This window comes from Streptomyces sp. NPDC013457, from assembly GCF_043089925.1.
In the GTDB taxonomy this organism is placed as follows: domain Bacteria; phylum Actinomycetota; class Actinomycetes; order Streptomycetales; family Streptomycetaceae; genus Streptomyces.
Genome location: NZ_JBICBL010000005.1, coordinates 443,070 through 465,671 on the forward strand (window position 1 = coordinate 443,070; position 22,602 = coordinate 465,671).

The 22,602-nt window shown below is 72.2% G+C and carries 25 protein-coding genes and 1 pseudogene; 8 read left to right on the forward strand and 18 right to left on the reverse strand.

Going from position 1 to position 22,602, the window contains the following annotated elements; all coding sequences use genetic code 11:
* Window positions 1-57 precede the first annotated feature (57 nt).
* Window positions 58-669, reverse strand: coding sequence for a response regulator transcription factor (locus ACF1G2_RS16520; protein ID WP_003948568.1), 612 nt, complete (start codon window positions 667-669; stop codon window positions 58-60).
* A gap of 451 nt (window positions 670-1,120) precedes the next feature.
* On the opposite strand from ACF1G2_RS16520, the gene ACF1G2_RS16525 reads away from it, so the two are divergent.
* Window positions 1,121-1,456 carry a WhiB family transcriptional regulator gene (locus ACF1G2_RS16525; RefSeq protein ID WP_391798933.1) on the forward strand — a complete coding sequence of 112 codons (336 nt, stop codon included), beginning with the start codon at window positions 1,121-1,123 and terminating at the stop codon, window positions 1,454-1,456.
* A 122-nt stretch (window positions 1,457-1,578) separates the two neighbouring features.
* Here the strand turns inward: ACF1G2_RS16525 and ACF1G2_RS16530 are convergent, their stop codons facing one another.
* Complete coding sequence (locus ACF1G2_RS16530) at window positions 1,579-2,469, reverse strand: LysR family transcriptional regulator (protein ID WP_383223176.1); 891 nt, start codon at window positions 2,467-2,469, stop codon at window positions 1,579-1,581.
* Window positions 2,470-2,550: 81 nt separating this feature from the next.
* Here ACF1G2_RS16530 and ACF1G2_RS16535 point away from each other — a divergent pair, with 81 nt between their 5' ends.
* Together ACF1G2_RS16535 and ACF1G2_RS16540 are read left to right on the forward strand one after the other, a co-directional pair.
* Window positions 2,551-3,228, forward strand: a complete 678-nt coding sequence (locus ACF1G2_RS16535) for an MOSC domain-containing protein (protein WP_391798934.1) — start codon at window positions 2,551-2,553, stop codon at window positions 3,226-3,228.
* Window positions 3,229-3,266: 38 nt separating this feature from the next.
* Window positions 3,267-4,040, forward strand: a complete 774-nt coding sequence (locus ACF1G2_RS16540; RefSeq protein WP_391798935.1) for an SDR family NAD(P)-dependent oxidoreductase — start codon at window positions 3,267-3,269, stop codon at window positions 4,038-4,040.
* A gap of 61 nt (window positions 4,041-4,101) precedes the next feature.
* On the opposite strand, the gene ACF1G2_RS16545 is transcribed toward ACF1G2_RS16540, so the two are convergent.
* Entirely contained in the window at window positions 4,102-5,949 is a 1,848-nt protein-coding gene (locus ACF1G2_RS16545; RefSeq protein WP_391798936.1) for a DUF2264 domain-containing protein, read from the reverse strand.
* 181 nt (window positions 5,950-6,130) lie between these two features.
* Here ACF1G2_RS16545 and ACF1G2_RS16550 point away from each other — a divergent pair, with 181 nt between their 5' ends.
* Both ACF1G2_RS16550 and ACF1G2_RS16555 read left to right on the forward strand, forming a co-directional pair.
* The gene (locus tag ACF1G2_RS16550) at window positions 6,131-7,279 is read left to right on the forward strand and encodes a substrate-binding domain-containing protein (protein ID WP_391798937.1); all 1,149 of its coding nucleotides are present in this window, start codon (window positions 6,131-6,133) and stop codon (window positions 7,277-7,279) included.
* Between the two features lie 97 nt (window positions 7,280-7,376).
* Complete coding sequence (locus ACF1G2_RS16555) at window positions 7,377-8,090, forward strand: ester cyclase (protein WP_391798938.1); 714 nt, start codon at window positions 7,377-7,379, stop codon at window positions 8,088-8,090.
* A 159-nt stretch (window positions 8,091-8,249) separates the two neighbouring features.
* On the opposite strand, the gene groL is transcribed toward ACF1G2_RS16555, so the two are convergent.
* Window positions 8,250-9,878, reverse strand: a complete 1,629-nt coding sequence (gene groL, locus ACF1G2_RS16560; protein WP_391798939.1) for a chaperonin GroEL — start codon at window positions 9,876-9,878, stop codon at window positions 8,250-8,252.
* 117 nt (window positions 9,879-9,995) lie between these two features.
* Window positions 9,996-10,304, reverse strand: coding sequence for a co-chaperone GroES (gene groES, locus ACF1G2_RS16565; RefSeq protein ID WP_057584642.1), 309 nt, complete (start codon window positions 10,302-10,304; stop codon window positions 9,996-9,998).
* A gap of 136 nt (window positions 10,305-10,440) precedes the next feature.
* On the opposite strand from groES, the pseudogene ACF1G2_RS16570 reads away from it, so the two are divergent.
* Window positions 10,441-11,450, forward strand: a pseudogene (locus ACF1G2_RS16570) (IS5 family transposase).
* Window positions 11,451-11,466: 16 nt separating this feature from the next.
* Here the strand turns inward: ACF1G2_RS16570 and ACF1G2_RS16575 are convergent.
* Entirely contained in the window at window positions 11,467-11,724 is a 258-nt protein-coding gene (locus ACF1G2_RS16575; protein WP_391798940.1) for a hypothetical protein, read from the reverse strand.
* Entirely contained in the window at window positions 11,721-12,644 is a 924-nt protein-coding gene (locus tag ACF1G2_RS16580; RefSeq protein WP_391798941.1) for a polysaccharide deacetylase family protein, read from the reverse strand. The genes ACF1G2_RS16575 and ACF1G2_RS16580 overlap by 4 nt, the downstream gene beginning before the upstream one ends.
* Before the next feature lie 109 nt (window positions 12,645-12,753).
* Between ACF1G2_RS16580 and ACF1G2_RS16585 the strand changes: the two genes are divergently transcribed.
* Window positions 12,754-13,935: an SAM-dependent methyltransferase gene (locus ACF1G2_RS16585; protein WP_391798942.1), complete on the forward strand. Its 1,182-nt coding sequence runs from the start codon at window positions 12,754-12,756 to the stop codon at window positions 13,933-13,935.
* A gap of 21 nt (window positions 13,936-13,956) precedes the next feature.
* Here the strand turns inward: ACF1G2_RS16585 and ACF1G2_RS16590 are convergent, their stop codons facing one another.
* From ACF1G2_RS16590 to tsaB, 8 genes are all read right to left on the reverse strand, one after another.
* The gene (locus ACF1G2_RS16590; protein WP_391798943.1) at window positions 13,957-14,574 is read right to left on the reverse strand and encodes a hypothetical protein; all 618 of its coding nucleotides are present in this window, start codon (window positions 14,572-14,574) and stop codon (window positions 13,957-13,959) included.
* Between the two features lie 10 nt (window positions 14,575-14,584).
* Window positions 14,585-15,850: an RNA polymerase sigma factor gene (locus ACF1G2_RS16595; protein ID WP_391798944.1), complete on the reverse strand. Its 1,266-nt coding sequence runs from the start codon at window positions 15,848-15,850 to the stop codon at window positions 14,585-14,587.
* A gap of 33 nt (window positions 15,851-15,883) precedes the next feature.
* Window positions 15,884-16,240: a YciI family protein gene (locus tag ACF1G2_RS16600; protein WP_391798945.1), complete on the reverse strand. Its 357-nt coding sequence runs from the start codon at window positions 16,238-16,240 to the stop codon at window positions 15,884-15,886.
* A 109-nt stretch (window positions 16,241-16,349) separates the two neighbouring features.
* Window positions 16,350-17,207 (reverse strand): polysaccharide deacetylase family protein, encoded by an 858-nt coding sequence (locus ACF1G2_RS16605; RefSeq protein WP_391798946.1) that lies wholly within the window; start codon window positions 17,205-17,207, stop codon window positions 16,350-16,352.
* Between the two features lie 36 nt (window positions 17,208-17,243).
* A complete protein-coding gene (locus ACF1G2_RS16610; protein ID WP_352188417.1) occupies window positions 17,244-17,498 on the reverse strand; it encodes a hypothetical protein in 255 nt (84 codons plus the stop codon).
* Complete coding sequence (tsaD, locus tag ACF1G2_RS16615; RefSeq protein ID WP_391798947.1) at window positions 17,495-18,610, reverse strand: tRNA (adenosine(37)-N6)-threonylcarbamoyltransferase complex transferase subunit TsaD; 1,116 nt, start codon at window positions 18,608-18,610, stop codon at window positions 17,495-17,497. Before tsaD ends, ACF1G2_RS16610 begins: the two co-directional genes overlap by 4 nt.
* A complete protein-coding gene (gene rimI, locus ACF1G2_RS16620) occupies window positions 18,600-19,079 on the reverse strand; it encodes a ribosomal protein S18-alanine N-acetyltransferase (RefSeq protein WP_391799040.1) in 480 nt (159 codons plus the stop codon). The genes tsaD and rimI overlap by 11 nt, the downstream gene beginning before the upstream one ends.
* A gap of 140 nt (window positions 19,080-19,219) precedes the next feature.
* Window positions 19,220-19,873 (reverse strand): tRNA (adenosine(37)-N6)-threonylcarbamoyltransferase complex dimerization subunit type 1 TsaB, encoded by a 654-nt coding sequence (tsaB, locus tag ACF1G2_RS16625; protein WP_391798948.1) that lies wholly within the window; start codon window positions 19,871-19,873, stop codon window positions 19,220-19,222.
* A gap of 134 nt (window positions 19,874-20,007) precedes the next feature.
* On the opposite strand from tsaB, the gene ACF1G2_RS16630 reads away from it, so the two are divergent.
* Window positions 20,008-20,544, forward strand: a complete 537-nt coding sequence (locus ACF1G2_RS16630; protein WP_391799041.1) for a hypothetical protein — start codon at window positions 20,008-20,010, stop codon at window positions 20,542-20,544.
* 87 nt (window positions 20,545-20,631) lie between these two features.
* Here ACF1G2_RS16630 and ACF1G2_RS16635 read toward each other — a convergent pair whose 3' ends face one another.
* The 3 genes from ACF1G2_RS16635 to ACF1G2_RS16645 form a co-directional block, all read right to left on the reverse strand.
* The gene (locus tag ACF1G2_RS16635; RefSeq protein ID WP_391798949.1) at window positions 20,632-20,814 is read right to left on the reverse strand and encodes a hypothetical protein; all 183 of its coding nucleotides are present in this window, start codon (window positions 20,812-20,814) and stop codon (window positions 20,632-20,634) included.
* A 110-nt stretch (window positions 20,815-20,924) separates the two neighbouring features.
* Window positions 20,925-21,416, reverse strand: a complete 492-nt coding sequence (gene tsaE, locus ACF1G2_RS16640; protein ID WP_391798950.1) for a tRNA (adenosine(37)-N6)-threonylcarbamoyltransferase complex ATPase subunit type 1 TsaE — start codon at window positions 21,414-21,416, stop codon at window positions 20,925-20,927.
* 10 nt (window positions 21,417-21,426) lie between these two features.
* On the reverse strand, window positions 21,427-22,599 hold the full coding sequence (locus ACF1G2_RS16645; RefSeq protein ID WP_391798951.1) for an alpha/beta fold hydrolase: 1,173 nt from the start codon (window positions 22,597-22,599) through the stop codon (window positions 21,427-21,429).
* Between the last annotated feature and the right edge of the window lie 3 nt (window positions 22,600-22,602).

A 22,602-nucleotide genomic window follows, 5' to 3' on the forward strand; every position in this document is an offset into this window, starting at 1 on the left:
AACACGTCGAGCGTGCGAGCCAGGCGTTCCCGGCCGGACGGGCTTTCGAAACATGCCCTAGCGGACCAGGCCCCACCGGAAGCCGAGGGCGACGGCGTGCGCCCGGTCCGATGCGCCCAGCTTCTTGAAGAGCCGGCGGGCGTGCGTCTTCACCGTGTCCTCCGAAAGGAAGAGCTCGCGTCCGATCTCCGCGTTGGACCGGCCGTGGCTCATGCCTTCGAGCACCTGGATCTCACGTGCGGTGAGCGTCGGCGCCGCGCCCATCTCGGCCGACCGCAGCCGGCGCGGGGCGAGCCGCCAGGTCGGGTCGGCGAGGGCCTGGGTGACCGTGGCCCGCAGCTCGGCGCGCGAGGCGTCCTTGTGCAGATAGCCACGGGCGCCCGCGGCGACCGCGAGCGCGACACCGTCCAGGTCTTCCGCGACGGTGAGCATGATGATGCGGGCGCCGGGGTCGGCGGACAGCAGTCGGCGGACGGTCTCCACGCCGCCCAGACCGGGCATGCGTACGTCCATCAGAATCAGGTCCGAGCGGTCCGCGCCCCAGCGGCGGAGGACTTCCTCGCCGTTGGCCGCGGTGGTCACGCGCTCCACGCCGGGCACGGTCGCGACCGCGCGGCGAAGAGCCTCTCGGGCAAGCGGGGAGTCGTCGCAGACGAGGACGGATGTCATGGCCGCCCTCCGCAGCTGATGCGCGTCACCTAGAGCCTCCAGGGCTGGTACGTATCGTCACCTGTGCGGTTGACGCCCTCGGACACCTGCCCGAGCGCTTGTTCCTTCAACCGCCTCCGCACTCTCAACGATGGTCACTCGAAAGAGTTACGGGTCGGACGGCCGCCTTCGGCACTCTACGTGAGGGAGCGTGCGCGGAGGAGAGCGCCGCAGGTCATGCGTCCTTCACTGGAAGCTATGCCCCATTTAGCGGCTTTTCTTCCCTTTTTGTGGTGTCTGTGGCTAGATTCGCAATGAGTCATATTTACATCTACTTAGACAGTAGTTGTACTGTCGGGTCGAACCCGCAGGAGCGGGTACGCGAGACGCACGGGGGGCGAAGGGCCCCCGGCACATCAGCCATCCACCCGCCCACCAATCCGTTCGACACGGTTTCAAGGGGACAAGCGCAATGGCAGATTTCTCCCGCCTTCCGGGACCCAACGCCGATCTTTGGGACTGGCAGCTGCTCGCGGCCTGCCGCGGAGTCGACAGTTCCCTGTTCTTCCACCCCGAGGGAGAGCGTGGCGCGGCACGGAGTGCGCGCGAGAACTCGGCGAAAGAGGTCTGCATGCGGTGCCCGGTACGCGCGGAGTGCGCGGCACACGCACTCGCCGTACGCGAGCCCTACGGCGTCTGGGGCGGCCTCACCGAGGACGAACGCGAAGAGCTCATGGGACGGGCCCGCAACCGTCTGATCACGGCTTCGGCCACGGCGTCGGGTTCGACAGGCGTAGGGCGCGCCTGAACCTCTGTTCGCCCGAAGACATGAAGGAACGTTTCTTCTGCCCCTGACGGGGCCGGGGGTCGAGCCTCACCCGGCCCCCGGGGTCACACCACGCGCCCAGGGGGCGCGAGGGTGCGGATCCGTCAGCGTCCGGCTGCCCTGGTCAGTTCGTCGAGGGTCGCCGCGACCGCCGGGACCTTGGCCAGGTCGGGCAGCGTGAGGGCGACGATCTCGCGCTCCACGGCCGGCTCCACGACCACGGTCCGTGCCCCCTTGGGACGTACGGACTCGATGGCCAGCTGCGGCAGGACCGCGACGCCCAGACCGGCGCCGACGAGCCCGACCACGGCCGGGTAGTCGTCGGTGGCGAAGTCGATGCGCGGGGTGAACCCGGCCTCCTCGCACACCTCCACGAGCTGGCGCCTGCAGCGCGGGCAGCCCGCGATCCAGGACTCCTCGGCCAGCTCGGCGATGCCGACCGCGTCGGCGTCGGCGAGGCGGTGCCCCTCGGGCACGAGGCCGACCAGGCGGTCGGCGAGCAGCGGCCGGACGATCAGGTCGTCCCACTCCGCCGGCCCCGCTCCGTAGCGGAAGGCCAGGGCCACGTCGCAGTCGCCCTCGCGCAGCATCTCCACCGAGCGCGGCGGTTCGGCCTCCACCAGCGAGACCCGTGTGCCCGGGTGCGCCGCGCGCAGGGCGGCGAGGGCGGTCGGGACCAGCGTCGAGCTGCCGCTGGGGAAGGAGACCAGCCGGACGCGGCCGGCGCGCAGCCCCGCGATAGCGGCCACCTCCTCCTCGGCGGCGGTGAGCCCCGCGAGGATGCCCGAGGCGTGCCGGACCAGGGCCTCGCCCGCCTGCGTGAGCCGCATCTCGCGGCCGGTCCTGATGAGCAGGGTCGTACCGGCGGAGCTCTCCAGCGCCTTCATCTGCTGGCTCACCGCGGGCTGGGTGCAGCCGAGTTCGCGCGCGGCGGCGGAGAAGGAGCCGGTCGCGGCGACGGCGCGCAGGACGCGGAGATGGCGGGCCTCGATCATGGTTCGAGCATAAGCGATGCTTGGGCTTCTAGGCGAATATCTCTGGACAGCTTTGACCTGGACAGGACTTATGGTGCCGTTATGAAGGTTCTGAGCGTGAATGTCGGGCGTGCCATGGCCGTGGAGTACACGGACGCGCCCTCCGGGACGACCGGCATCGACAAGCGTCCGGTGGAGGGTCCGGTACGGGTCGAGGCGCCGGGCCCGCGCGGTGTCGGGGCGAGCGGGCTCGCCGGGGACAGCGTGTGCGACCTCCGCTTCCACGGCGGGAACGACCGCGCCGTGTCCGCCTTCGCCCGCGAGGACATGGACGCCTGGGAGCGCGAGCTGGGCCGACCGCTGGCCAACGGCTCCTTCGGGGAGAACCTCACCACCCTCGGGCTCGACGTGAACGGGGCCCTGATCGGCGAGCGCTGGCGGGTCGGCCCCGAGGTGGTCCTCGAAGTGACCGGTGGCCGCATCCCCTGCCGCACCTTCGCGGGCTTCGTCGGGGAGAAGGGGTGGGTCCGGCGCTTCATGGGGTCGGCCGCGGGCCCCGGCGCCCTGCTGCGCGTGATCGGGCCGGGCGCGTTCACGGTCGGCGACCCGGTCGAGGTCGTCCGCCGCCCCGACCACGACATCACGGTCTCCCTGCTGCACCGGGCCGTGACGACCGAGCGCTCGCTGCTGCCGCGCACCCTGGCCGCCGCCGCGTGGATGGACGGCGAACTGCTCGAACTGGCCCGTACCCACACGGAGAAGTACGGCACCGGCTCCTGATCGCGGAGGTCCGGGCCCGGGGCACTAACGTGCCGCCCATGACGAGTGCACTGATTACAGGCGCGACGGCGGGTATCGGGGCCGCCTTCGCGCGGAGGCTGGCGGCGGACGGACACGACGTCGTGCTGGTGGCCCGCGATGTGAAGCGGCTGCGGGAGCAGGCGACCGAACTGCACGACCGGCACGGCATCGAGGCCGAGGTCCTGGCGGCGGACCTGGCCGAGGAGAAGGGGATCGCGGCCGTGGAGGCCCGGCTCTCGGATCCGAAGCATCCGGTGGACCTGCTGGTGAACAACGCGGGCTTCGGCAACAAGGGCCGGTTCCTGGAAGTCTCCATGGCCGACGAGTTGAAGATGCTGACCGTGCACTGCGAGGCGGTGCTCCGGCTGACGTCGGCGGCGGCGGAGTCCATGCGCGCCCGCGGCCGGGGCGGGGTCGTCAACGTGGCCTCGGTGGCGGCGTTCGTCCCCCGGGGCACGTACGGGGCGTCGAAGGCGTGGGTCGTGCAGTTCACCCAGGGCGCGGCACGCGACCTGGCGGACAGCGGCGTACGGCTCATGGCGCTCTGTCCGGGCTTCGTGCGGACGGAGTTCCACGAGCGGGCCGGCATGGGGACGGAGAACATCCCGGGCTGGATGTGGCTCGACGCGGACAAGCTGGTGGCCACGGCGCTGCACGACCTGTCCCGCGGGAAGACGCTCTCCATCCCCGATCCCCGCTACAAGGCGCTGATGGGCGTGGTGAAGCTGACTCCGCGCGGTCTGCTCGGCGGGGTCTCCTCCCGGGCCGGACGTACCTACGGCCCCAAGTAGCGGGGTCCGGGCGGCGAGTAGCGGGTTCCGGGCGGCGGATGGCCCCGCCCGCCTCGGGCACTCAGGCCCCGCGCACCTCGCTCGGGTCCAGTTCGATCGCCGTCACGGTGCCGTCCCGCCAGGTCACGTGGATCGTGCGGCCGGCGACCCGGACGGCGGCGAGGGCCGTGACGGGGTCCGGGTCCGGTTCGGCGGTGAGGGAGGCGAGGGCGACGAACAGGGATCCGGCTCCGCCCGTGGTGCCGTGCAGGGCGGCGGTGCGGGTGTGCGGACCGCCCTGGAGCGTGGCGCCGGTGGCGAGCGGGACGGTCCCGGCGGCGCCCGGGTAGCCGTGGACGGCGTGCAGTTGGGCCGTCGGGCCGCCGGGGGTGGTGGCCCAGCCGGTCTGGCGGACGGGGGTTCCCTCGGCGGCGCCGAGCACGAGATGGGCGCGGACCTCGGCGCGTCCGTGGGCCAGGGTCGCGGAGAGGACCCGGATCCCGGGGAGCGGGGTGTGGAGCGAGGCGGCCCAGCCGGGGCCGGTGCCGGCCGGGGTCGCCGGGCCGCGCCGGGTGACCCGGCCGTCGACGACCAGGGCGAAGTGGTTGTCGGCGTGGTCGGGCGGGGCGGTCGGGCCGGTGCGGGAGGAGTACGCGTAGCGGGCGTAGCCGGAGTCGTCCTCGCCGTCCGGGTCGCTGACGACGTGGTTGCTGCCGTGGTTGTGGAGGCGTACGACCCCGTCGGCGGCGGTGGTGTGGATGAGCAGCCCGGCCGGGGCGACGGGGCGCACGGTGTCGGCGCGCTCGGCGGGCAGGGGCTCCTCGGGGTCGGTCCAGGCCGGGTGGCCGGCGGGCAGCAGGAGACCGAGGAAGCCCTTGGAGGCCCAGTAGGGCGAGGCGGGTCCCGAGTAGCTCTGGACGACCGGCGGGTACGGGCCGTGCCAGCCGAGCGTGAGCAGTCCGCGCTCGTCGCACGCGCCCCGGTCGAGGAAGTACCGCAGCGAGCCGGAGGCGAGACGCCGGGTGGCTCCGGGGGTGAGCGGGGTGTGGCCGGTGAGGGTGCCGAGCCAGGGGGCGGCGGCCGCGGCGAAGCGGTAGGTGAGGGAGCGTCCGTACGGGACGGGGGCGCCGTTCGCGTCGAAGAGGTGGACGTAGTCGTCGAGATGGGCGCGCAGGCGGGGGCCGTAGCGGTCGAGGAGGTCCCGGTCGCCGGAGAGGTGGGCGTGCAGGACGGGGTAGAAGTGCAGGGCCCAGGCGTTGTAGTGGTCGAAGGCGCGGTTGTCGCCGTCGCTGTACCAGCCGTCTCCCAGGTACCACCGCTCGATGCGGTCGAGGGAGCGGTGCACGGTGACGGAGGCGCGGTCGATCGTGGCGGCCGCGCGGTCCGTCTCGATGCCGGCGTCCCGGAGGAAGCCGGCGACGGTGAGGCCGAAGAGCCACCAGTTGTTGTCGACCGGGGAGGGTTCGAGGGCGGGCAGCAGCCAGTCGACGACTTGTCCGCGGGTGCGGTCGTCGAGGGTGTCCCAGAGCCAGGGGCGGGTCAGCCGCAGGGCGAGGGCGACGGAGGCGGATTCGACGACCGCCTGGCGCACGTCGGTGAGGAGCGGCCAGGATTCGGGCCCCTCCCCGCCCGGCGCCTCCGTGCCGGCGGCGAGGCCCTCGGCGTAGCGGGCCAGGTGGCCGTGCGGGTCCGCTCCGCGGGCGCCGGCGACACGGAAGGCGGCGAGCAGGAACGTACGGGCGTGGCCTTCGAGGCCGTCGGAGCGGGCGCCGGACCGGCTGGGCCGGGGGCCCGGCAGGCCGACGAGACCGTTGCGGGGCGAGGAGTACGGTCGCAGGGCCAGCAGGAGGCGGTCGGCGGTGTCCTCCCAGTGGGCGCGGGTCCAGCCGGTGAACGGACTGAGCTCACGGTTCTCGGGCGGCGTGGGCATGGTGCTCCCTGAGGCGGACGTCGTCGTCGGTCGTCGTCGCCGGAATCATGAGCCGGGCGCCGATCGAACGTCAATGGGACCAGAGCGAATGATCGAAACTCCTTCCGTTCGATCATTCTGGCGTAGGCTCCGCTTCCAGGTCCGACGAGCCGCCGGACCGACCGAACGCGAGGGATACACCGTGCGCGAGAGTGCCGCCGAACGACACGACCGACTCCTGGCCCTGGTCCGCGAGAACGGCACCGCCCGTGTCGCCGAACTCGCCGACCGGCTCGGCGTCTCCCCCGTGACCGCCCGTCGCGACGTCGAGGCGCTGGCCGCCAGGGGGCTGCTCGACCGGGTGCACGGACAGGTCTCCTGGCCTGCGCGGCACGCGGCCCCCAGCGTGGCGGGCAGTGCTGCCGGGGCGGCCGGTGCTGTCCGTGCTGCCGGGGCCCGTCGCTCGGGCGAGGGCCTGGTCCTGGGGCTGCTCGCGCCCTCGGCCACGTACTACTTCGCCGAGGTCATCCGGGGAGCGCACGAGGCGGCGGCGAACGCCGGTGCCCGGCTGATCCTGCGGATCTCGGACTACCGCCCCGAGGAGGACCGGGCGCGCACCGAGGGCCTGCTCGCGGCCGGCGCCGAGGGCGTGCTCGTCGCGCCCGGCTGGCGGGGCCCCGAGGACCGTCCGGCGTACGGGGACTGGCTCGCCGAACTCCCCGTACCCGCCGTGCTCCTGGAGCGCCGGGCCGACCCCGGCAGTCCGCTGGACGCCCTGGACCGGGTGGTCTCCGACCACGGCCACGGCGTCCTGCTCGCCCTGCGCCATCTGCTCGGCCTCGGCCGCGGCACCCCGCTGCTGGTCGCCCGGGGCGACAGCCCGACCGCGCTCGCGGTGCGCGCCGGTTACGCGGAGGCGCTGGCCACGCTGGACCTGACGGCGCCCGGGCCGGTGATCGACTCCGTACCGGCCGACCAGGATCCGGCGGGGTTCGAGGCCGCGGTGCGGGCCCTGCACGAGGCGGTGGCCTCGGGCCGCGCCGGCGCGGCGGTGGTCCACAACGACGTGGACGCGATCGAGATCGTCCGGCGGCTGGCGGAGCTGGGCGTGAAGGTGCCGGAGGACCTGGCCCTCATCGCGTACGACGACGAGGTCGCGGCGCTCGCCGACACCCCGCTCACGGCGGTCGCCCCGCCCAAGCGCCAAGTGGGCAGGCACGCCACGGAACTGCTGGTGGAGCGGCTGACGGAGACCGGTCAGGAGGAGTCGGCCCGGAGGCATCTGAGCCTGCTGCCGCGGCTGCGGGTGCGGTCGTCCTGCGGAGCTCCCGGAGGGGTCCACCCCGCCTGATCGATTCGATCTGTTTCCGATCGCGGAGGGATCCACGCCGGGCCCCGGACGGCCGCGGACCTAGACTGGAAAGGTCCCACCCGGTCCGGGAGGTGTCATGACTTTCGTACAGATCATCGATTGCAAGACCAGCCGGTTCGAAGATCTGAACCGGCTCATGGACAAGTGGGTCGAGCAGACCCAGGGCAAGCGGACAGCCAGCCACAGCGTCATCGGCAAGGACCGCTCCGACTCGGAGCATCTCGTGGAGATCGTGGAGTTCCCCTCCTACGAGGTGGCGATGACCAACTCGCAGCTCCCCGAGACGGACCGCATCTTCCGGGAGATGGTGGCGCTCTGCGACGAGATGCCGACCTTCACCGACCTGGACATCGTGCGGGACATCCAGCTGTACAAGGGCAACGCCCAGCGGTTCTTCGAGCTCCTCGCCGCCGACGGCGAGCTTCCGCCACTCGACGAGGTCCTCGCGGAGGGCTACCACGACCACGATCCGACCAACGAGCAGGACACCATCGGCATGGACGCGATCCGGCGCCAGGTGGAGATGTGGCGGGGCGCGTTCGACTTCGACTTCACCGTCAACGACCAGATCGCCGAGGGCGACCGGGTGTGCACGCGGTGGACCTGGGTGGGGACGCACAAGGGCGACTTCATGGGGCTCATGCCCACCACGGCCCGCACGAAGGTCTCGATGTCCGGCACGACCATCCACCAGTTCAGGAAGGACGGCAAGATCGCGGAAGGCTGGTGGCAGTACGACCTGCTCGGCCTCATGGAGCAGCTCGGCGCCGTGGAGGCCTCGGAGGCGTAGGCCCGGCGGCGGACCCCCGGGCGGTCGGACCCCCGGACCCGGGCGGCGGACCCCAGGGCGGTCGGGCGGTCGGGAGCCGGACGGCAGGCCCGGAAGGCACCGAGGTCCGGCGCCCCCGCGAGGGGTGGCACCGGACCTCGGTGGTCGCTTACGCGCGCGTCAGTGCGAGTGGCCGTGACCGTGGCCGTGGCCCGCGTCCGCCGGCTCCTCTTCCTTCTTCTCCACCACGAGGGTCTCGGTGGTGAGGAGGAGGGAGGCGATCGAGGCGGCGTTCTCCAGCGCGGAGCGCGTCACCTTCACCGGGTCGATGACGCCGGCCTTGACCAGGTCGCCGTACTCGCCGGTCGCGGCGTTGAAGCCGTTGCCCTTGTCCAGCTCCGCCACCTTCGAGGTGATGACGTAGCCCTCGAGGCCGGCGTTCTCGGCGATCCAGCGCAGCGGCTCGACAGCGGCGCGGCGGACGACCGCGACACCCGTGGCCTCGTCGCCGGTCTTGCCGAGGTTGCCCTCCAGGACCTTGACGGCGTGGACCAGGGCGGAGCCACCACCGGAGACGATGCCCTCCTCGACCGCGGCGCGGGTCGCGGAGATGGCGTCCTCCAGACGGTGCTTCTTCTCCTTCAGCTCCACCTCGGTGGCGGCGCCGACCTTGATCACGCACACGCCGCCGGCCAGCTTCGCGAGGCGCTCCTGGAGCTTCTCGCGGTCCCAGTCGGAGTCGGTGGACTCGATCTCGGCCTTGATCTGGTTGACGCGGCCCGCGACGTCCTCGGAGTTGCCGCCACCGTCGACGATGGTGGTGTCGTCCTTGGTGATGGTCACGCGGCGGGCGGTGCCCAGCACGTCCAGACCGGCCTGGTCGAGCTTGAGGCCGACCTCCTCGGCGATGACGGTGGCACCGGTGAGGGTGGCCATGTCGCCGAGCATCGCCTTGCGGCGGTCGCCGAAGCCGGGAGCCTTGACGGCCACGGCGTTGAAGGTGCCACGGATCTTGTTGACGACCAGGGTCGACAGGGCCTCGCCCTCGACGTCCTCGGCGATGATCAGCAGCGGCTTGGAGGAGCCGGCCTGGATGACCTTCTCGAGGAGCGGCAGGAGGTCCTGGATCGAGGAGATCTTGCCCTGGTGGATCAGGATGTACGGGTCGTCGAGGACGGCCTCCATACGCTCCTGGTCGGTCACCATGTACGGGGACAGGTAACCCTTGTCGAAGGCCATGCCCTCGGTGAAGTCGAGCTCCAGACCGAAGGTGTTGGACTCCTCGACGGTGATGACACCGTCCTTGCCGACCTTGTCCATCGCCTCGGCGATGAGCTCGCCGACCTGCTGGTCCTGCGCGGAGAGCGCGGCCACGGCGGCGATGTCCGACTTGTCCTCGATCGGACGGGCGGTCGCGAGCAGCTCGTCGGAGACGGCCTTGACCGCGGCGTCGATGCCCTTCTTCAGGGCGGCCGGGGAGGCACCGGCGGCGACGTTCTTCAGGCCCTCGCGGACCAGCGCCTGGGCGAGCACGGTGGCGGTGGTGGTGCCGTCACCCGCGATGTCGTTGGTCTTGGTCGCCACCTCCTTCACCAGCTGGGCGCCGAGGTTCTCGTACGGGTCCTCGATCTCGACCTCGCGGGCGATCGTGACACCGTCGTTGGTGATGGTGGGAGCGCCGAACTTCTTGTCGATGACGACATTGCGACCCTTGGGGCCGATCGTCACCTTCACGGTGTCGGCAAGCTTGTTGACGCCGCGCTCAAGGGCGCGACGGGCGTCCTCGTCGAACTTCAGGATCTTCGCCATGGGAGCGATTCAGCCCTCTCGGATGTCGAAAAACTGGTGAAACCGAACTGCGCCCCGGACGCCCGGTGCGGGGTCAGGGGCGCAGCTCAAAGCATGTGCTTCAGGTACTTCGGTGAATTACTTCTCGATGATCGCGAGCACGTCGCGCGCCGAGAGGACGAGGAACTCCTCGCCGTTGTACTTCACCTCGGTGCCGCCGTACTTGCTGTACAGCACGACATCGCCGACCTTGACGTCGAGCGGCAGGCGCTCGCCGTTCTCGAAGCGGCCCGGACCGACGGCGAGGACAGCACCCTCCTGGGGCTTCTCCTTCGCGGTGTCCGGGATGACCAGGCCAGAGGCGGTGGTCTGCTCGGCGTCGAGCGGCTGGACCACAATGCGGTCCTCGAGCGGCTTGATGGCAACCTTGGAGCTGGTGGTCGTCACGATCCGACCTCCCCCTTCGGAGATCTCACGGGGCTAACTGTCTGAGGTGGCGACCAGGTGGATCCGTCGTCGCGGGTGCCGGACCTGCCCGTCGCTGTGTTGGCACTCTCCAGTGGGGAGTGCCAGAGCCGAGACTATGACTGCGATTAGCACTCGGTCAAGCGGAGTGCCAATTCAGTGCGGCGTGGCGATTCGGTCCCGGTACGGGAAACGGCGTGACGGACCGGTTGGTTCCGCACACAAGTACGGTGCGGCGACGCGACACCCCCTAGGCGATGTCTTCAAACGATCTTGCCTGGTGGATCATGGTGGGGTGATTCGTCGCCATGAGCTGTCTGATGCCGAGTGGGAGTTCGTCCGGCCGTTGCTGCCCGAGTCGTTGCGGGGGCGGAAGCGGCTGGACGACCGCAGGGTCCTGAACGGGATCGTGTGGAAGTTCCGGACCGGGACGGCCTGGCGGGATGTGCCCGAGCGATACGGCCCATGGGCCACGCTGCATACCCGTTTGCGCAGGTGGGCGTTGGACGGAACGTTCGACCGGATGCTCCGGGCCGCCCAGGCCAAAGCCGATGCTGCCGGCGACGTCGAATGGCTCGTCGCGGTCGACTCGACCGTCGTGCGCGCTCACCAGCACGCGGCCGGGGCCCGAAAAGGGGGCTTCGCAATCCGGCACTCGGCAGGTCCAGAGGCGGGCTGACCAGCAAGATCCACCTGGCCTGCGACGGCCGGGGTCGCCCTCTCGCCTTCGTCGTCACCGGCGGCAACACCAACGACTGCACCCAATTCACCGCCGTGATGGAAGCCATCCGAGTGCCTCGGATCGGCCCCGGACGGCCCCGCGTCCGGCCTGATCACGTCCTGGGCGACAAGGGCTACAGCTCGAAGGCGATCCGCACCTGGCTCCGCCGCCACGGCATTCCGCACACGATCCCGGAGCGGGCCGACCAGGCCCGCAACCGGGCCCGACGCGGCAGCCACGGAGGCCGCCCGCCGGCCTTCGACCGCGAGGCATACAAACACCGCAACGTCGTGGAACGGTGCTTCAACCGTCTCAAGCAATGGCGAGGGATCGCCACCCGATACAACAAGACCGCCCAGTCCTACGAAGCAGCCGTCACCCTCGCCTCACTCCTGATGTGGGCCTGACATTTGACGACAGAACCTAGGGGCGGAGCACCCCCCGGCCGGCCGGACGGCCTCCGTCGTCGAGCCGGCCTCCGTCGTCGAGCCGGCCCAGCCCGTGGAGGACGCGGGCCGCCGTCTTCGAGAGCGCTCCGCCCCCGGCCCCCGCCTCCCCGACCCGTACGGCCGCCTTCCGGCCCAGGCGCTCGATCGGGTCCACGGACGAGGCGCACCCCGTCATCCCCGTGAGCGCGCCGGCCAGCACCAGACCCGCCGCGAGCCGGCGCGCGCGTCTCACACGTAGTCCTCGAGCTTCGCGACCGCGTACCCCTTGGCCGTGATCGTCTTCATCACGCGGCGGACCATGTCGGCCATCGAGCCCTTCCAGTCCCCCTTGCCCCTGAAGTGCGTGAGGACGATGTCACCGGGGTGCAGGTCCCGGTCCCACTCGCGCCACTCCATCCGGTCCGGGAACGCCTCCGAGGCCCAGAGCGGGACCGCCTTCACCCCGCACGTCTTCGCCGCGCGCAGCGTGTCCTCGTTGTAGTTGCCGTACGGCGGGCGGAAGAGCGGGGGCCGCTTGCCGAACTCCTCCTCGATGACGTCCTGCATCCCGCAGATCTCCCGCTTCTGCGCCGTGTACGAAAGTCCGGGCAGGTAGCGGTGGTTGAGGGTGTGGTTGTGCAGGGAGACACCGGAGTCCCGCATCTTCCTGAAGTACCCGTAGTCGTCCTTGACGACGTAGTCGCTGAGGAAGGCGCTGTAGGGGATCTGCAGCTCGCTCATCATCCGCAGCAGCTCGGGGTCCTTCTCCGCGCCGTCGTCGATCGTCAGAAAGACGACCTTCTGCTTGGTCGGCACGGTGGTGAAGACCGGCGGCAGCCCCTCGCCGTCGGTCTCGAAGCCCTTGCGCGTGGTGATCTTCGGCTTCACCGCGGGCGGGGCGGGGGCCTCCAGAGGTGGGCGTTCGAGGCCCCACTTCTTGGCGGCGAGCACCCGGGCGGCACGCCGCTCGCGGACCTTCTCGACGTACGAGTCGAGCGCGGCGGCCGCGCCCTGGCCCTGCTGCTGGCCGGCGGCGGGAGGCGCGGGGGCCTTGCGTCCGCTCTCGGCTCCCCCCTCCTCGCCGGACGGGCCCGCACAGGCGGATCCGAGCGCGGCGACGACCAGCGCCGCACCCATCGACCGGCGAAGACGCAGCGCCCGCTTCGTTCGCATCTGTTCTTTTTGTCTTACTAGCTGCATGGCGCCGCATCCTGTCAGCGCCGAGACTCCCAGGGGCGCCGACACCGCCGCCCGGCGCCCACCATCCCCCGGCTGGCCCACAATGGGACGGGTGACCGACCTCGCCGCCTTCACCGCCCTGCTCTCCCCGGAGGGCCAGACGCTGCTCGCCGCCCTGCGCGACTACGACCCGGCCCGGGAACTCGCCGTCGCCTCCCGGCTGCGCCGCGAGCACCCCGCAGAGCTGGTCTCGGCGGCGCTCGGACAGGCCCGGCTGCGTCAGCGCGCGGTGGCCAAGTTCGGCGCCGAGGACGCGTACCGGATGTACTTCACCCCCAACGGCGTCGAGCAGTCGACGCGGGCGACGGTCGGGGCGTACCGCGCGGAGCGGCTCCGCGGGCTTGGGGTGCGCGGCGTGGCCGACCTGTGCGGCGGGATCGGCGGGGACGCCCTCGCGTTCGCCCGGGCCGGGATCGCCGTCCTGGCCGTGGACCGCGACCCGCTGACGGCCGAGGTCGCCCGCGCCAACGCCGACGCGCTCGGACTCGCCGACCTGATCGAGGTGCGGTGCGCGGACGTGACCGAGATCGACACGAGCCCGTACGACGCCGTCTTCGTGGACCCCGCGCGGCGCGGCGGACGGGGCAGGATCTTCGACCCCGAGGCGTACTCGCCGCCGCTCTCCTGGGCCGTCGAGGCCGCCCGTACGGCCCCGCACGCGGCGCTGAAGATCGCCCCCGGCATCCCGCACGAGGCGGTGCCGGAGGAGGCCGAGGCCGAGTGGATCTCGGACGGCGGGGACGTGAAGGAGGCCGTGCTGTGGTTCGGCACCTCCCCCGGCACCCGCCGCGCCACGCTCCTCCCCTCCGGCGCGAGCCTGACCGGCCGTGGCCTGCCCGATCCGGCGGTCCGGCCGGTCGGCCGCTACCTCTACGAGCCGGACGGCGCGGTCATCCGCGCGCATCTGGTCGCCGAGGTGGCCGAGGAGCTGGGCGGCGGCCTGATCGACGAGACGATCGCGTACATCACGGCGGACGCCCTCGCCCCCACGCCGTACGCCACGGCGTACGAGATCACCGACGAACTGCCCTTCAACCTCAAGAAGCTGAAGGCGCTGCTGAGGGAGCGGGAGGTCGGCACGCTGACGGTGAAGAAGCGCGGCTCGGCGGTCGAACCCGAGGAGATCCGCCGCCGGGTCAAGCCGAAGGGCCCGAACGCCGCCACCGTCGTCCTGACCCGGGTCGCGGGAGCCCCCACGATGCTGATCGGCCACCCGGCGGCGTAGGGCGTGTTTCGCCCCGGCGCGCTACGCCGCGAGCCGGACCGCCAGCCGGTAGTGCCCGACCGCCTTCACGACACCGGTCAGGCCGCTGACCCAGAGCCCGAGCCCCGCGCCCACGAAGTACACGACCTCGCCGTGGCCTCCGCTGCCCGGGCCGGTCGCCTCCGCCGGCACGGCCAGCGAGATCCACAGGCCGAGGCCGCACAGCGCGACGGAGACAAGCAGCCAGACCACGCTCAGCACGGGCTCCCGCAGCCGTGCGTCGGACGCGCGGTCCCCGTCCAGGGCGGCCCACTGGACCAGCCGTTCCCGCGCCAGGCGGTCGCGGCGGACGCCCCGGGCGAGGAAGAAGACGGCGGGGACCACGGCGCCGAGTCCGAGGGCCACGAAGAAGAAGGCGAACAGGCCCGAGAACGGGTCGAGGGACTCGTCCAGCATGATGAACCCGGCGCCGCAGATCCCCCAGCCGAGCTGGAGGGTCGCCACCCACAGCAGAAAGACCGACAGCCGTGCCCCGCCCAGCAGATGGCGGTTGAGCTCGGCCATCGCCCGCGCCCGGTCGGCCAGTCGGGCCGCACGGTCGGGCCAGCTCCGTATCTCGGCGGGCGGCGGAGGCGGGGGCAGGGGTGCGCGTGGGGACATGCGGCCGAGACTACCGAGCCTCCGGCGCGCCCCGTCCGGCCGCCCGTTCCGCCCGCTCCCGCAGCAGCTCCCGCTCCCGTTCGTTACGGGTCAGCGAGGCCGCCCGCTCGAACTCCGCCCGCGCCTCGTCCGACCGCCCGAGCCGTTCCAGCAGGTCTCCGCGGACGCTCGGCAGCAAGTGGTATCCCGCCAGGGCCCGTTCCTCCGCCAGTTCGTCGACGAGGGCGAGACCGGCCTCCGGGCCCTCGGCCATCGAGACGGCGACCGCGCGGTTCAACTCGACGACCGGCGAGGGCGCGACGACCGCGAGGCGCTCGTACAGCGCGGCGATCGTCCGCCAGTCCGTCTCCTCGTAGGCCGGCGCCTTCGCGTGGCAGGCGGCGATCGTGGCCTGGAGGGCGTAGGGACCGTAGGCGCCGCACTCGCCGGCCCGCCCGAGCGCCTCGAAGCCGCGCAGGATCAGCCGCCGGTCCCAGCGGCCGCGGTTCTGGTCGGCGAGGAGGACCGGTCGCCCGTCCGGTCCGGTCCTGGCCGCGGCCCGCGAGGCCTGGATCTCCAACAGGGCCGCCAGACCGTGGACTTCGCCCTCCTTCGGCATCAGTCCCGCGAGCACCCTGGCCAGCCGCAGCGCGTCCTCGCACAGCGCCGGCCGCAGCAGGTCGTCGCCCGCCGTCGCCGCGTACCCCTCGTTGAAGACGAGGTAGATGACGTCCAGGACGGAGCCGAGCCGGGCCGCCCGCTCCTCCCCGTACGGCACCTCGAACTCCACGCCCGCCGTCGCCAGCGTCCGCTTCGCCCGCACGATCCGCTGCGCGACCGTCGCCTCCGGCACGAGGAAGGCGCGGGCGATCTCGTCCGTGCGCAGCCCGCCGACCAGCCGCAGGGTCAGGGCGGTCCGCGCCTCGGCGGAGAGCACCGGGTGGCAGGCGGTGAAGACCAGCCGCAGCAGGTCGTCGTCGATGTCGCCGGGCCCGGACGGCTCGGGGTCGTGGGACTCCTCGGTCAGCTCCCGCCCGACCTCGGCCAGCTTGCGCGCGTACGTCTCCCGGCGCCGCACGAGGTCGACGGCACGGTTCTTGGCCGCGGCCGTCAGCCAGGCCGCGGGCCGGTCGGGGACGCCCGTCCGCGGCCACTGTTCGAGTGCGGCCACGAAGGCGTCCTGGGCGATCTCCTCGGCGATGCCGACGTCACGGACGATCCGCGCGACGGCGGCGATGATCCGCGGCGACTCCATCCGGAAGACGGTCTCGACGGCGCCGGGGGCGGGTGCGGTCATGGGTCAACCATGGCACCACCCGCCCCGGCCGCGTCACATCTCCTCGATCTCGCGCACCTCGCACGTCACCTTCCACTGCGGCGGGTGGACCTCCAGGAACCGCTTCGACCACTCGACGGCCTCGGCCAGGTCCCGGCACTGGCTGATCGAGTAGCCGCCGACGACCTCCTTGGTCTCGGTGAACGGTCCGTCGGTGTAGGAGATCTTCCCGCCCTCCCACACGACGCGCCTGCCCTCCTTGGTCGGCCTGAGCCCGGCGGTCTCCAGCATCACCCCGGCCTTGGTGATCTCCTCGAAGAGCGCGCCCATGCGCTCGTCGAAGCCCGGGTCGGCGTCCTCCATCTCGAAGGCGCCCTCTTCGATGCGGACCATCGTCAGATAGCGGGGCATGGTCGTTCTCCTTGCGTGGCGGGCGGGGCCGTTCCCCGCCTCTCACTCATACGTCGAACGGGCCCGCCCCGCATCGACACGAGGTGGAGAAAACTTTTGGGACGTACTCCTAGACGTAATCCTCCAGGCGGGCGACCGTGAAGCCCTGCTCCTGGATGTGGCGGAGCATGTTGGCCGTCATACGCGTCATCGACGTGCCCTTGAGCTCGGCCGGGCCGCGGAAGTGGGCCAGGATGATGTCGCCGGGGTGCAGCTTCCCGTCCGCGCGCTGGTACTGCATGTTCTTGATCTGCATCGCCTCGCGCCACAGCACGATCGCGTCGACGCCGCACGAGCCCGCTGCCGCGCGGGTGTCCTCGTTCCAGTTGCCGTACGGCGGACGGAAGAGCCGCGGCTTCGCGCCGTACTCCTTGGCCAGCTTCCTCTGCTGGCCGCATATCTCCCGGCTCTGGGCGTCCCGGCCGAGGGTGCGCAGGTTCGGGTGGGTCAGGGTGTGGTTGGCGACGCCGTGGCCGAGGTCGCCCAGGCGGGCGAAGTACGCGTAGTCGGCGCGTATCGCGGAGTCGGTGAGGAACATCGTCACCGGGACCTTGAGCTCCCGCATCATCGTCACGAACTCCGGGTCCTTCTCGGCCCCGTCGTCGATCGTGATGAAGACGATCCTGTCCTTCGTCGGTATCTCGCTGATGACGGGGACGGGACCGCCCGGGCTCCGCTTGACCGGCTTGACCCGGGGCGGCGCGGGCGGGGCGGCGAAGGGCTTCAGACCCCACTTCCGGTACGCGGCCGCGGTCTCGGCGGCCCGGTCGGGAGCCGGAGCCCCGGTCGGGGCGGAGGCGGTCGTCGGCGCGGACGGTCTCGGGCCGGCGGTCTCCGCCCCCGCCGAGCCGCCGCAGCCCGTCACGAGGAGCGCGGCGGCGGTCAGCGCCGCCCAGGTCACGATCTTCTTGTCCACGCCGTATTTCACGCCGTGGATGATGGCGAACGCGGCCGGGAGGTTGCCTCAGTCGACGGACTCGAAGCGCCAGCGGTGCACCGGCCTGGTGATGAGGTCCGCCGCGGGCTCCGGCAGCTCGGGCAGCTCGGCGTCCGGCGCCGGGGCGTCCCACCAGGTCAGCACGAGGACGCGGTCCTGCGGGGCCCGGAACGTCTCGCGCCGGAGCGGCTCGTACGGAAGCTCCCGCGACCGCGCCCACTCCAGGAGTTCGGCGCCCCGGCCCTGGACGGCCCGGGCCTCCCACATGAGCGTGAGGATCACGGGTACAGGTTCTCCTTGCTCATCTCGTGCACGTGGTCGTGGTCGTGGGTGTGGTCGTGGCCGTCCGCGCCCGGCACGTGCGGGTCCGTCACCGGGAGCGAGGAGTCCGCCGACAGCTCCAGGTCGGAGGCCGGCCGGTTCCGGGCCACCATCTCCGCGCCCAGGGCCGCGACCATCGCGCCGTTGTCCGTGCACAGCCCGGGCCGCGGCACCCGCAGCCTGATCCCGGCCCGCTCGCACCGCTCCTGGGCCAGCGCCCGCAGCCGCGAGTTGGCCGCGACGCCGCCGCCGATCATCAGGTGGTCGACGCCCTCGTCCTTGCAGGCGCGTACGGCCTTCCGGGTGAGCACGTCGACGACGGCCTCCTGGAAGGACGCGGCCACGTCCCGTACCGGCACCTCCTCGCCCGCCGCGCGCTTGGCCTCGATCCAGCGGGCGACCGCCGTCTTGAGGCCGGAGAAGGAGAAGTCGTACGCCGGGTCCTTCGAGCCGCTCAGCCCACGCGGGAAGGCGATCGCGTTCGGGTCGCCCTCGCGCGCGAGCCGGTCGATGACCGGGCCGCCGGGGAAGCCGAGGTCGAGGACGCGCGCGATCTTGTCGAAGGCCTCGCCGGCCGCGTCGTCGATGGTCTGGCCCATCGGCCGGACGTCGGCGGTGATGTCGGGGGCGAGCAGCAGCGAGGAGTGCCCGCCGGAGACGAGGAGCGCCATCGTGGGCTCGGGCAGCGGGCCGTGCTCCAGCTGGTCGACGCAGATGTGCGAGGCCAGGTGGTTCACGCCGTACAGCGGCTTGCCCAGCGCGTACGCGTACGCCTTGGCCGCCGAGACGCCGACGAGCAGCGCTCCCGCGAGACCGGGTCCCGCCGTCACGGCGATGCCGTCGAGGTCGCGGGCGGACACCCCGGCGTCCTTCAGGGCTCGCTCGATGGTCGGGACCATCGCCTCGAGGTGGGCGCGGGAGGCGATCTCGGGCACGACGCCGCCGAAGCGGGCGTGGGTGTCGACGCTGGAGGCGACGGCGTCGGCGAGCAGCGTCGTGCCCCGGACGATGCCGACCCCGGTCTCGTCGCAGGAGGTCTCGATACCGAGTACGAGCGGTTCGTCAGCAGCCATCGGAATCAGTTCCAGTTTCGGTCTCAGTTGCTTGAACGGTCAGTCGCATCACCAGCGCGTCGACGTTGCCCGGCTGGTAGTAGCCGCGCCGGAAGCCGATGGGCTCGAAGCCGAAGCGCTCGTACAGCTTCTGGGCCCGGGTGTTGTCCACCCGCACCTCCAGGAGCACCTCTTCGCACTCGAACGCGGTGGCGTGGTGGAGCAGGTCGGTGAGCAGCCGCGCCCCGAGCCCGGTGCCCCACTGGTCGCGGGCGACGGCGATCGTCTGGACGTCGCCGAGGCCGCCGGCGGCGGCCAGCCCCGCGTAGCCGACGATCCGCCCGCCGGCCTCCGCCACGACATAGCGGCGGGTGGCGCGCGGACCACGGGCGTGGGCCAGCTCGGACCAGAACATCCCCTCGGACCAGGCGTCCTCGGGGAACAGCTCGTGTTCGAGCACGAGCACGGGCTCCAGGTCCCACCAGCGCATCTCGCGCAGCGCCGCGGCTCCGGACGCGGACGGTCCGGCAGGCTGCCCGGCGGGCGCTCCGGACCCCACGGAGTGTCCGGCGGGTTCCCCGGACCCCATGGGCTGTCCCACGGGCTGTCCGGCGGCGGGCTGTCCGGCGGTCACTTGGGCGTGACCACCTTGTAGTTCTTCGGCACCTGGGCGTCGGGGCGGCGCAGGTACATCGGCAGCGGGTCGAGGAAGTCGGCGCCCGCCGCGAGCCGCTCCGCCGCGAGCGCGGCCAGCGCGACCGCCGACTGGTGCTCGGGGTCGCGGGCGTCCGGGAAGACCTCGGGGTAGAGCCGCGCCCCGGCGCCGACGACCGGCAGCCCGGCGACCTGCTCGGCGATCTCGGCGGGCCGGTCGACGGCCGCGTCGGTGACGCGCGTACGGGCGTTCTCGTACCGCGCCCAGTAGACCTCCTTGCGGCGCGCGTCCGTCGCGACGACGAACGGCTCCTCGATCCCTGCGGCGTACGCGAGCCCGTCCAGGGTGCAGAGCCCGTGCACGGGCACGCCGAGGACGGAGGCGAAGGTCGAGGCGGTGACGAGACCGACGCGCAGGCCGGTGTACGGCCCCGGTCCGACGCCGACCACCAGGCCGGTGACCGCGTCGAGCTTCAGCCCGGCCTCGTTCAGGACCCGGTCGACGGCGGGCAGCAGCAGCTCCCCGTGGCGGCGGGCGTCGACCTGCCGCGACTCGGCGACGACGGATTCGCCGTCGTGGAGGGCGACGGTGACGGCGGGCGTGGCGGTATCCATGGCGAGCAAGAGCACGCAAACAGCCTACGGCTCCCGCCGGGCCCGCACGGCGCCCCGTCCCGGTAGCCCGCGACTGCTACCGTCACGACCGATACGTACGTACGAAAGAAAAGGTGGGCGGCAGGGTGGCACGGAGCAGCTCGGGATTCGTGGCCGGGCTCACGGCGGCGGCGATCGCCGCGGTCGCCTTCCTCGCCTACCAGGCGTCGGCGAACGCGCCCGCCGACGTCTCGGCCAAGCCGAGGACCACCGCGGCCCCTTCCTCCGCCCCGACCGGTGGACCGCAGAAGCCCGTCAAGGACCCGCTCGCCGTGCCGGCGAACTCGGGCACCGGGACGCGCGTCGTGTACGCGCTGGGCGAGCGGCGGGTGTGGCTGGTGGACGCGAAGGGCCAGGCCACGCAGACCTTCTCGGTCATGCCGAGCACGGTCCACCCGGCGCCGGGGTCGTACAAGGTGACCTCGCGCTCGGGCGCCGTGACGGGCTCGGACGGCGTGCAGATCGAGCACGTGGTGCGTTTCGCGAGCGTGCAGGACGTGTCGGTCGGCTTCAGCGCGGCGGTCGACGGCTCGCTCCCGACGCCCGACCCGTCGCGGAAGACGGGCGGCATCCGCATGAAGCGCGCGGACGGCAACGCGATGTGGACGTTCGCGTCGATCGGCGCGAAGGTCGTGGTCGTCGCGTAGGAACGCGACGACCCGGAGGTCCGCCGGCAGGTACGGGCCGACGGGACGACCCGTCCCCCGCCGGCCCCGCGCCTTCACTCGTACGGGCTACGCCGCCTCGCGCTCGACGTCCCGCTCGACGGTGTCCGGGCGGACGTGCTCCGGGCGGACGCCCTCCGGACCGTCGGACTCTCTCGGCGGGGTCGACACCACGTTCGCCGCGGCACAGGACGCCAGCAGCTCACTCATCGAGATCCGCGCCTCCGCGCTCTCGCGCTCTGGCGTCGCCATGCATGCCTCCCGTAGGTTAGGTACACCTAACCAGCTCGTGCATCCATGTCACCACGGCTCGTGCGCTCGCCGCAACATCTTCCCGACACCTTGTCGGAACCTACGTACGTTCAGCTCAGCGCGAGGTTCTCGTCCGCCCACCGCGCGCCGATCCCACGCAGCGCGACCGTGCGCCGGTCGTCGTCCGTGTCGCCCACCACGCGGTGGATGAGGACGTGGAGCCGGTCGTCGGTGAGGTCCTCGACCTTGCCGTCGCCCCACTCCACGACGACCACCGACTCGGGCAGCGAGACGTCCAGGTCGAGGTCCTCCATCTCGTCGAGTCCGCCGCCGAGGCGGTACGCGTCGACGTGGACCAGGGCCGGACCGCCGACCAGCGACGGATGGACGCGGGCGATGACGAAGGTCGGGGAGGTGACGGCGCCGCGCACGCCGAGGCCCTCGCCCAGGCCGCGGGTCAGCGTCGTCTTTCCGGCGCCGAGCTCGCCGGTGAGCATCACGAGGTCGCCCGGGCGCAGCAGCTTCGCCAGACGACGGCCGATCTCCTGCATCTCCTCCGGGGAGTCGATGTCGAGGGTGGCAGCGGAGTGCGGTTCTTCCATACGGCCCAACCTAACTGCTGCCGGCGCCCGCTCCGGCCGCGGTCGCGGGCACCGCTCCCACCTTCGCCAACAGGTCCGCGAGCCGGTCCGTCACCGCCTCGGGGTGCTCCAGCATCACCAGGTGCCCGGCATCGGGCACGATGACCAGCTCGGCGTCCGGCAGCAGATCGGCGATCGCCTCGGTGTGCGAGCTGGGGGTGACCAGGTCGCGGTCGCCGGCGAGTGCGAGCACGGGCACGTCGAGGAAGGCCGTGAGCGCCGCCGCCTTGTCGTGCTCGGCGAAGGCCGGGTAGAACTCCGCCACCACATCGATCGGGGTGGACTCGATCATCCGCTCGGCGAACCGGGCGACGGCCGGGTCCACGTCCCGGGACGAGAAGGAGTACTTCTTGATCAGCCCGGCGAACAGGTCGGCGGTGGCCCTTCGGCCCCGTTCGACGAGTTCCGCCTGGGCGCCGAGCGCCTTCAGGACGCCCGGGAGGACCCGCCGCACCGCGTTGACCCCGGCCGTGGGCAGCCCGTAGTTCACCTCGCCCAGCCTCCCCGCCGACGTACCGACGAAGGCGACGCCGACGACCCGCTCGCGGACGAGGTCGGGGTAGCGGTCGGCGAGGGCCATGATCGTCATGCCGCCCATGGAGTGCCCGACCAGGACCAGCGGTCCCTCGGGCGCGGCGGCGTCGATGACGGCCTTGAGGTCCCGGCCGAGCTGGTCGATGGCGACCGGCACGCCGTCCGGCCCGGACTGGGCGACGCCCCGGCCGGAGCGGCCGTGGCTGCGCTGGTCCCAGTAGACGGTACGGACGAGGCCGCGCAGGGCGTCCCGCTGGAAGTGCCAGGAGTCCTGGCCGAGGCAGTAGCCGTGGCTGAAGACCACGGTGACGGGCGCGGGCGCCTTGCGGCCGAAGAGTCTGCGGCGGCGCGGCGCCGGCGCGTCCGACTCGACGACGTCGGTCTCGTAGTACAGCTCGGTGCCGTCGTCGGCGACCGCCTTGCCGGGGGTGCCGCGCAGGGAGCCGTAGGGCGCGGACGTGTCGAGGGCGAGCCTCGCCTTCTGCCGCATGCCGCGTCCGACCGTGAGCCGCTCCACGGCGACCCCGGCCGCCGCCCCGGCGGCGAGGACGCCTATCGCGGCACCGGCGAGACCGGCACGCCGCCAGTTGTCGGTGCTGGACTCGCTCACTGC

Bases quoted from the DNA above. Each gene is read 5' to 3' on its own strand.
- ACF1G2_RS16520 (WP_003948568.1), bottom strand. From the start codon at position 669: ATGACATCCGTCCTCGTCTGCGACGACTCCCCGCTTGCCCGAGAGGCT.
- ACF1G2_RS16525 (WP_391798933.1), top strand. From the start codon at position 1,121: ATGGCAGATTTCTCCCGCCTTCCGGGACCCAACGCCGATCTTTGGGAC.
- ACF1G2_RS16530 (WP_383223176.1), bottom strand. From the start codon at position 2,469: ATGATCGAGGCCCGCCATCTCCGCGTCCTGCGCGCCGTCGCCGCGACC.
- ACF1G2_RS16535 (WP_391798934.1), top strand. From the start codon at position 2,551: ATGAAGGTTCTGAGCGTGAATGTCGGGCGTGCCATGGCCGTGGAGTAC.
- ACF1G2_RS16540 (WP_391798935.1), top strand. From the start codon at position 3,267: ATGACGAGTGCACTGATTACAGGCGCGACGGCGGGTATCGGGGCCGCC.
- ACF1G2_RS16545 (WP_391798936.1), bottom strand. From the start codon at position 5,949: ATGCCCACGCCGCCCGAGAACCGTGAGCTCAGTCCGTTCACCGGCTGG.
- ACF1G2_RS16555 (WP_391798938.1), top strand. From the start codon at position 7,377: ATGACTTTCGTACAGATCATCGATTGCAAGACCAGCCGGTTCGAAGAT.
- groL (WP_391798939.1), bottom strand. From the start codon at position 9,878: ATGGCGAAGATCCTGAAGTTCGACGAGGACGCCCGTCGCGCCCTTGAG.
- ACF1G2_RS16580 (WP_391798941.1), bottom strand. From the start codon at position 12,644: ATGCGAACGAAGCGGGCGCTGCGTCTTCGCCGGTCGATGGGTGCGGCG.
- ACF1G2_RS16585 (WP_391798942.1), top strand. From the start codon at position 12,754: ATGGGACGGGTGACCGACCTCGCCGCCTTCACCGCCCTGCTCTCCCCG.
- ACF1G2_RS16590 (WP_391798943.1), bottom strand. From the start codon at position 14,574: ATGTCCCCACGCGCACCCCTGCCCCCGCCTCCGCCGCCCGCCGAGATA.
- ACF1G2_RS16595 (WP_391798944.1), bottom strand. From the start codon at position 15,850: ATGACCGCACCCGCCCCCGGCGCCGTCGAGACCGTCTTCCGGATGGAG.
- ACF1G2_RS16600 (WP_391798945.1), bottom strand. From the start codon at position 16,240: ATGCCCCGCTATCTGACGATGGTCCGCATCGAAGAGGGCGCCTTCGAG.
- tsaD (WP_391798947.1), bottom strand. From the start codon at position 18,610: ATGGCTGCTGACGAACCGCTCGTACTCGGTATCGAGACCTCCTGCGAC.
- rimI (WP_391799040.1), bottom strand. From the start codon at position 19,079: ATGCGCTGGTGGGACCTGGAGCCCGTGCTCGTGCTCGAACACGAGCTG.
- ACF1G2_RS16635 (WP_391798949.1), bottom strand. From the start codon at position 20,814: ATGGCGACGCCAGAGCGCGAGAGCGCGGAGGCGCGGATCTCGATGAGT.
- tsaE (WP_391798950.1), bottom strand. From the start codon at position 21,416: ATGGAAGAACCGCACTCCGCTGCCACCCTCGACATCGACTCCCCGGAG.